This window comes from Acinetobacter nematophilus, assembly GCF_026344175.1.
GTDB classification, from domain to species: Bacteria; Pseudomonadota; Gammaproteobacteria; order Pseudomonadales; family Moraxellaceae; genus Acinetobacter; species Acinetobacter nematophilus.
On sequence record NZ_JAPKMY010000010.1, the window covers coordinates 182800 to 189084 of the forward strand.

General features: G+C 40.5%; 8 protein-coding genes and 1 pseudogene. 7 read left to right on the forward strand and 2 right to left on the reverse strand.

Going from position 1 to position 6285, the window contains the following annotated elements:
- Positions 1 to 99 precede the first annotated feature (99 nt).
- On the reverse strand, positions 100 to 573 hold the full coding sequence (locus OSH00_RS16900) for a hypothetical protein (protein WP_266131397.1): 474 nt from the start codon (positions 571 to 573) through the stop codon (positions 100 to 102).
- Between the two features lie 190 nt (positions 574 to 763).
- On the opposite strand from OSH00_RS16900, the gene OSH00_RS16905 reads away from it, so the two are divergent.
- The gene (locus OSH00_RS16905) at positions 764 to 1342 is read left to right on the forward strand and encodes a DJ-1/PfpI family protein (RefSeq protein ID WP_266131398.1); all 579 of its coding nucleotides are present in this window, start codon (positions 764 to 766) and stop codon (positions 1340 to 1342) included.
- A gap of 181 nt (positions 1343 to 1523) precedes the next feature.
- Positions 1524 to 1712 (forward strand): hypothetical protein, encoded by a 189-nt coding sequence (locus tag OSH00_RS16910; RefSeq protein ID WP_004829530.1) that lies wholly within the window; start codon positions 1524 to 1526, stop codon positions 1710 to 1712.
- A gap of 137 nt (positions 1713 to 1849) precedes the next feature.
- Here the strand turns inward: OSH00_RS16910 and catM are convergent, their stop codons facing one another.
- Complete coding sequence (gene catM / locus OSH00_RS16915) at positions 1850 to 2764, reverse strand: cis,cis-muconate-binding transcription regulator CatM (protein ID WP_266131399.1); 915 nt, start codon at positions 2762 to 2764, stop codon at positions 1850 to 1852.
- A 121-nt stretch (positions 2765 to 2885) separates the two neighbouring features.
- Between catM and OSH00_RS16920 the strand changes: the two genes are divergently transcribed.
- The 5 genes and pseudogenes from OSH00_RS16920 to OSH00_RS16940 all read left to right on the forward strand — a co-directional run.
- The gene (locus tag OSH00_RS16920) at positions 2886 to 3995 is read left to right on the forward strand and encodes a muconate/chloromuconate family cycloisomerase (protein WP_266131400.1); all 1110 of its coding nucleotides are present in this window, start codon (positions 2886 to 2888) and stop codon (positions 3993 to 3995) included.
- Between the two features lie 14 nt (positions 3996 to 4009).
- Positions 4010 to 4300, forward strand: a complete 291-nt coding sequence (gene catC, locus OSH00_RS16925; protein ID WP_266131401.1) for a muconolactone Delta-isomerase — start codon at positions 4010 to 4012, stop codon at positions 4298 to 4300.
- A 155-nt stretch (positions 4301 to 4455) separates the two neighbouring features.
- Positions 4456 to 5376, forward strand: a complete 921-nt coding sequence (gene catA, locus OSH00_RS16930; RefSeq protein ID WP_266131402.1) for a catechol 1,2-dioxygenase — start codon at positions 4456 to 4458, stop codon at positions 5374 to 5376.
- 136 nt (positions 5377 to 5512) lie between these two features.
- Positions 5513 to 6196 carry a 3-oxoacid CoA-transferase subunit A gene (locus OSH00_RS16935; RefSeq protein WP_266131403.1) on the forward strand — a complete coding sequence of 228 codons (684 nt, stop codon included), beginning with the start codon at positions 5513 to 5515 and terminating at the stop codon, positions 6194 to 6196.
- Positions 6193 to 6285 (forward strand): annotated as a pseudogene (locus tag OSH00_RS16940) (CoA-transferase); the annotation flags it as partial. The gene OSH00_RS16935 and the pseudogene OSH00_RS16940, both read left to right, overlap by 4 nt.

Below are 6285 nucleotides of genomic sequence, written 5' to 3' on the forward strand. Positions count from 1 at the left end.
ACCGAAAAAAGACTTTTTTATCTTTTCATCTCTGAAAAGTAAAATATTTAAAAATCAAATCCCCGTTAACGGGGATTTGGAAAATGATTTGAACTTCCCTTATTGCTGGCTTTCTAGATCTCGCTCACGGCAGGAAAGCTCATAATATTGTGCTTTAGGCAGTTGCTTGAGCTTATAATAATAGTAGTCTGTCCTGCTTCGGTCCATTTCAGTCAATGAACACTGATTGGCTTTTGCGAATTGAGTCAACTGTTTTAAATCGGTATTTTTTGCGATAAGCGCTCCCCAGCCCTCACTCACACAGCATCCTGCATATTGAGACATATATTCATCTGAAACCAGAACAACACTTTGCCCCATAAAATTTAAAGGTTTCTTGAGTCGATATACATCATTGTAATCATACCTTGAAACCTCGGCTTTTTTATTGATCAACCCCTGTTTGAGCATTTTTTTAAGGCTTGGGAATTGCGAAGAGGCTTCTCCCATTCCTCTATATATTGTTTCTTGCTCGGCAGCATGATTCACTGTTGCTGCAAGCACTAAACCTAAACCCAAGAGATACTTTTTCATATTTTCCCTTTTCATCCTCTATTCATTACTTTGTAAACAATTGCTTTAGAATAAGAAATTTACAAATCTATTTATTACAATGCGCTCAGTAAAATTAAGACTAAAGCCGTATAAATTCAACTTAAAACTGAAATCTGAGCGTGTTATTTTACCTAAAAGGATCACTATTTTTTGTACAGAGGGTGAAAAAATGTCTAAACAAATTTTGATGTTAGTCGGTGATTATGCGGAAGATTATGAAACCATGGTGCCTTTCCAATTCCTCACAGGATTAGGCTATACCGTTCATGCAGTCTGCCCAGACAAGAAAAATGGTGACAGTATCGCCACGGCAATCCATGATTTTGAAGGTGATCAGACCTATAGTGAAAAAAGAGGTCATAACTTCGCAATTAACTATGATTTTAACCAAGTTGATACGCAAAACTACATTGGCTTGATCATTCCTGGTGGTCGCGCTCCAGAATATTTACGAATGAATGATCGTGTTATTGAAATTGTTCGTGAATTCGATGCGGTAAAAAAACCTATTGCCGCAGTTTGTCATGGTGCACAGCTCTTGGCTGCCACTGATGTATTAAAAGGTCGTCTATGCTCGGCCTACCCTGCTTGTGCTGCTGAAGTTAAACTGGCAGGTGGTCAATATGCGGATATTGCTGTAACGGATGCTGTGACTGACGGTCATTTAGTGACTGCACCTGCATGGCCTGCGCATCCGGCTTGGTTAGCACAATTTATTAAAGTTCTTGGCGCCACCATCACTTTATAAACCTGAACAGCTAGATTTTGCATACAAGTCAAAATCTAGCTTTAATCTTGATAAATATTCTTTAGATTACATATCAATACATTACTGCGACGCTTTTTAATTTAAATTTCAGCCTACAGGTCTTCATTTATGTCATGATGAATGAACGAGTTTTTAGTCAAATGACAGGTTAGTTAAAAAAATGGAAATCATTGAATTACTTCAACCCGTTACATTAACGAAAGAAAATTTACGTCCAATTACCATTGAAGCCGGGACATTGTTAAAAGTGCTTATGGTTAACCCATCTTCTTATCTGGTAGGTGATGAATCGGGAACCTCTTTTTTAATCAATTTTGATGAAGAAAATCTGCAATGGAAAAAAATTTAGACCATTGATGGCTGCGTTAACATTGATTGCTCTATTTCATTCAAACTTGAAGTATTAAAGGAAGCGTTCTAAGAACATATATTCTACATCCAGAATAAAAGAGCGTTTCCATACAGTGATTGCATAAATTAAAGTGATTACTCATTCATTTTTAAGTGGATATTCTCCTGCTCAAAAACCTCTCTCACACATGCAAGTATGTTCGGTACATAGCTGCTTTGATCCATATTTCGAACAGATAGCGAAATTGGACTATAGGCTTCCACATCTAAAATTGGGATATAGACTAAATTTTTCATCCCGATATCACTGGCGCTTTCAGGAATCAAACAGATCCCCTCTCCTGATGATACCAAACCAAGGGCCATATGAATTTCACGCACTTCGACCATATCTTTAGGAACCAGCCCCAATTCAGTAAAAATCGACTGAATTAAGGTAGAGAAATTGGGTTTTTGGGTTGCGGGATAAGAGAAAATCGTTTCATGGGTAATTTGTGATAAATAAAGTCCTTGTTCAATATATTCAGCCAGACGATGATTTTTATGTACAGCCAATTTCAGCTTTTCTTCACGCAATACAATACGCTTAATCGCAGGATCACTAATCCTTAACCGACCAAAACCCAAGTCAATTTTGCCCTGTTTTAATGCTTCAATTTGGTCTTTGGTCCCACACTCAATTAGCTCTACTTGAATATCAGAATGACGCTGGCGAAACAAGTAAATGATTTGGGGTAAGAGTGCATATAAAAGTGAACTGACATAACCAATACGGACAATTTTATTGACTGCACTTATACGTTTCGCCATAGAAGCTGCTTGAGCAGTATGGGTCAGGATTTGTACGGCATGTTGATAAAAAAACTGCCCTGCTTCAGTCGTTCTTACAGGTCTCGAACCCCGTTCAAACAACAAAATCCCCAGTTCTTGCTCAAGATTCTGGATCTGTCGACTCAGCGGGGGTTGAGCAATACATAATTTTTCAGCCGCTTTGGTAATACTTTGCTCTTCTACCACCGTCACAAAGTAACGAAGATGTCTTAATTCCATTTTTTCTATTTCGCCTCTTAATATACTTTTTAAGTATCTAAAAATACCAAATACAGCCTAGTTAAAGATATTACATTAATTTAGGGTATATAAATAGCTTAATACTTAAGAAATTCGCAACATGTATAAGTCCATAGAAACACTCTTAGTCGAGATCCCCACCATTCGCCCTCATAAGATGGCGGTTGCGACGATGCAAACACAAACTTTGGTGCTGATTAAAATCACCACTGAAGATGGTTTCACTGGCTGGGGGGAAGCGACCACGATCGGTGGTTTAGGTTATGGTGAAGAGAGTCCTGAAAGTGTTAAAACCAATATAGACACTTATTTTGCGCCCTTACTCAAGACCTTATCTGGATTGAATATTGCGCAAACAATGCAAATCATTCAACGCAATATTAATGGTAACCGTTTTGCCAAATGTGCGATTCAAACTGCATTACTGGACATTCAGTCCCAACGTTTGGGTATCCCTGTCAGTGAGTTGTTGGGTGGTCGTTTACGTGACAGTATTTCAGTGTTATGGGTATTGGCTTCGGGTGATACGGAAAAAGATATTGCTGAAGCCAAGAAAATGATTGCCGCTAAACGTCATAACACTTTCAAATTAAAAATTGGTTCACGACCTTTGCAACAAGATGTCGAGCATGTTTTGGCAATTAAACAAGCTTTGGGTGATGAGATTTCAATTCGAGTCGATGTCAATCGGGCATGGTCTGAATTAACCGCAATTAAAGGCATCAAAATGCTCCAAGATGGTGGAATCGATCTGATTGAACAGCCTTGTGCAATTCAGAATATTGATGCCATGCATCGCCTAACAGAAAAGTTTGATATTGCGATTATGGCAGACGAGTCATTGATGGGACCGCAAAGTGCTTATGAACTGGCTAAACGCAATGCAGCATCCGTCTTTGCAGTGAAAGTAGCTCAATCAGGAGGCTTAACCGAAGCCTGTGAAGTTGGAAAACTGGCAAACCTCGCAGGTATAGACCTGTATGGTGGCACGATGCTGGAGGGACCTGTAGGCACCATCGCATCTGCACATGTTTTTTCCACATTCAGCAACTTAGCGTATGGCACTGAACTATTTGGTCCTTTACTGCTGACAGAACAAATTTTAAAAACACCACTTCAATATGAAAATTTTGAGCTGAAAATTCCAACAGCTTCTGGATTGGGTATTGAACTGGATGAAAACAAAATTGACCACTTGCGTCGTAAATAATTCAAGGAGTTCGCATGCTTTACCAAGTCAGAATGGATGTAAATATCCCATTGGATATGCCTATTGAAAAAGCCAATGAAATAAAAGCTGTTGAAAAAGCATATTCTCAGGATTTACAACGTCAAGGAAAGTGGCGTCATATTTGGCGCATCACAGGTCAATATTCAAATATCAGTATTTTTGATGTTGAGAGTAATGAAGAACTGCACAGCATTTTACAAGGTCTCCCGCTGTATCCATACATGGATATCGAGGTGATGGCTTTGAATCGTCATCCCTCATCTATTCGTGAAGATGACAGCTGAACCGTATTGATCGTTTATTTTTTTAATCGCCGTAATTAACAAGGACTGTGGTGCGCAATGGAGCAAGCAAAGCTGTTGGTTTAAATATTTCATTCATCAACCATGAGTAAGCAAAGCAAGCCACGTAAAACCTTTCATACTTCAGGAGAATCAGTATGAACCGCCAAGAAATAGATAAATTAGTTCAACAAATGAATGTAGACACTGCAACAGGTGAAGTAAATCCACGTGTTCAGCAAATTGTCGTTCGATTGCTCGGAGATTTATTCCAGGCCATTGAGGACCTGGATATTTCCCAAACTGAACTTTGGAAGGGTTTAGAGTATTTTACCGATGCAGGACAGGCCAACGAACTGGGGCTTCTTGCAGCAGGTCTGGGGCTAGAGCACTATTTGGATTTACGTGCTGATGAAGCAGATGCGAAAGCAGGTATTACAGGTGGAACACCAAGAACGATTGAAGGTCCTCTATATGTCGCAGGCGCACCTGAATCTGTCGGCTTTGCCCGTATGGATGATGGTTCTGAATCTGATCATGTCGATACGCTATTCATCGAGGGTAAAGTTACGGATGCGGATGGCAACATTATTGAAGGTGCCAAAGTTGAAGTTTGGCATGCCAATAGCTTAGGTAACTATTCTTTCTTTGACAAATCTCAATCTGATTTCAATTTACGTCGTAGTATTTTAACGGATGCCAATGGTCAGTATGTTGCGCAAACCACCATGCCGGTCGGATATGGCTGTCCACCTGAAGGGACAACGCAAGCGCTACTCAATTTGCTGGGCCGTCATGGAAATCGCCCTTCTCATGTTCACTATTTTGTATCGGCACCGGGTTACCGCAAACTCACCACACAGTTCAATATTGAAGGTGACAAATATCTTTGGGACGACTTTGCCTTTGCAACACGTGAAGGCTTGGTTGCAACAGCAGTAGATGTGACTGATGAAGCTGAACTTGCCCGTCGTGGTGTAAACAAACCTTTCAAACACATCATCTTCAATGTTGAACTTGTTAAAGAACAAGCAGATGCACCAACGACAGAAGTAGACCGCCGTCGTGCAAGTGCTTAATTAGAAAGTATTTTTCATGTTTTTGGTCATGAGATAACAGCGTTTATCTCATGATCTGTTTTAGATCACTATGCATAAATATGTTCTGACTCATTTATACATAGTAATTTGGAAACATAGACAAAGGTTAAGTCTTATGATTGATAAAAGTTCTTTATCCATGATGGAAGTCCTGTCAAAAATCAAAGATGGTTCAAGCATTATGATTGGTGGCTTTGGAACCGCAGGACAACCCGCAGAACTGATTGATGGATTGATCGAGCTGGGCGTCAAAGACTTGGTCATTGTCAATAACAATGCAGGCAATGGCGATTACGGTCTGGCCAAACTCCTCAAATCCGGGGCTGTACGTAAGATCATCTGTTCATTCCCTCGCCAGTCCGATTCATGGGTATTCGATGAACTCTATCATGCAGGCAAGATTGAACTAGAACTGGTTCCTCAAGGAAACTTGGCATGCCGTATTCAAGCAGCAGGCATGGGTTTAGGGGCAGTCTTCACCCCAACAGGTTTTGGTACATTGCTTGCCGAAGGAAAAGAAACCCGACATATCGATGGCAAAGACTATGTGCTTGAGTATCCGATCAAAGCTGATTTTGCCTTGATCAAAGCCCATCAGGGCGATCGCTGGGGCAATCTGGTATACCGCAAATCTGCACGCAACTTTGGTCCGATTATGGCGATGGCGGCAGATGTCACCATTGCACAGGTTTCTGAAATCGCAGAACTCGGTCAGCTTGACCCTGAACATATCATTACCCCAGGGATTTTTGTACAGCATGTGGTTGCTGTCAATGCGCAACAGGGAGAAGCAGCATGAGCTATCAAAAACTAAGCCGTGACCAAATTGCACAACGTGTTGCACAAGACATTCCCGATGGTGCTTATGTGAACTTGGGTATTGGTTTA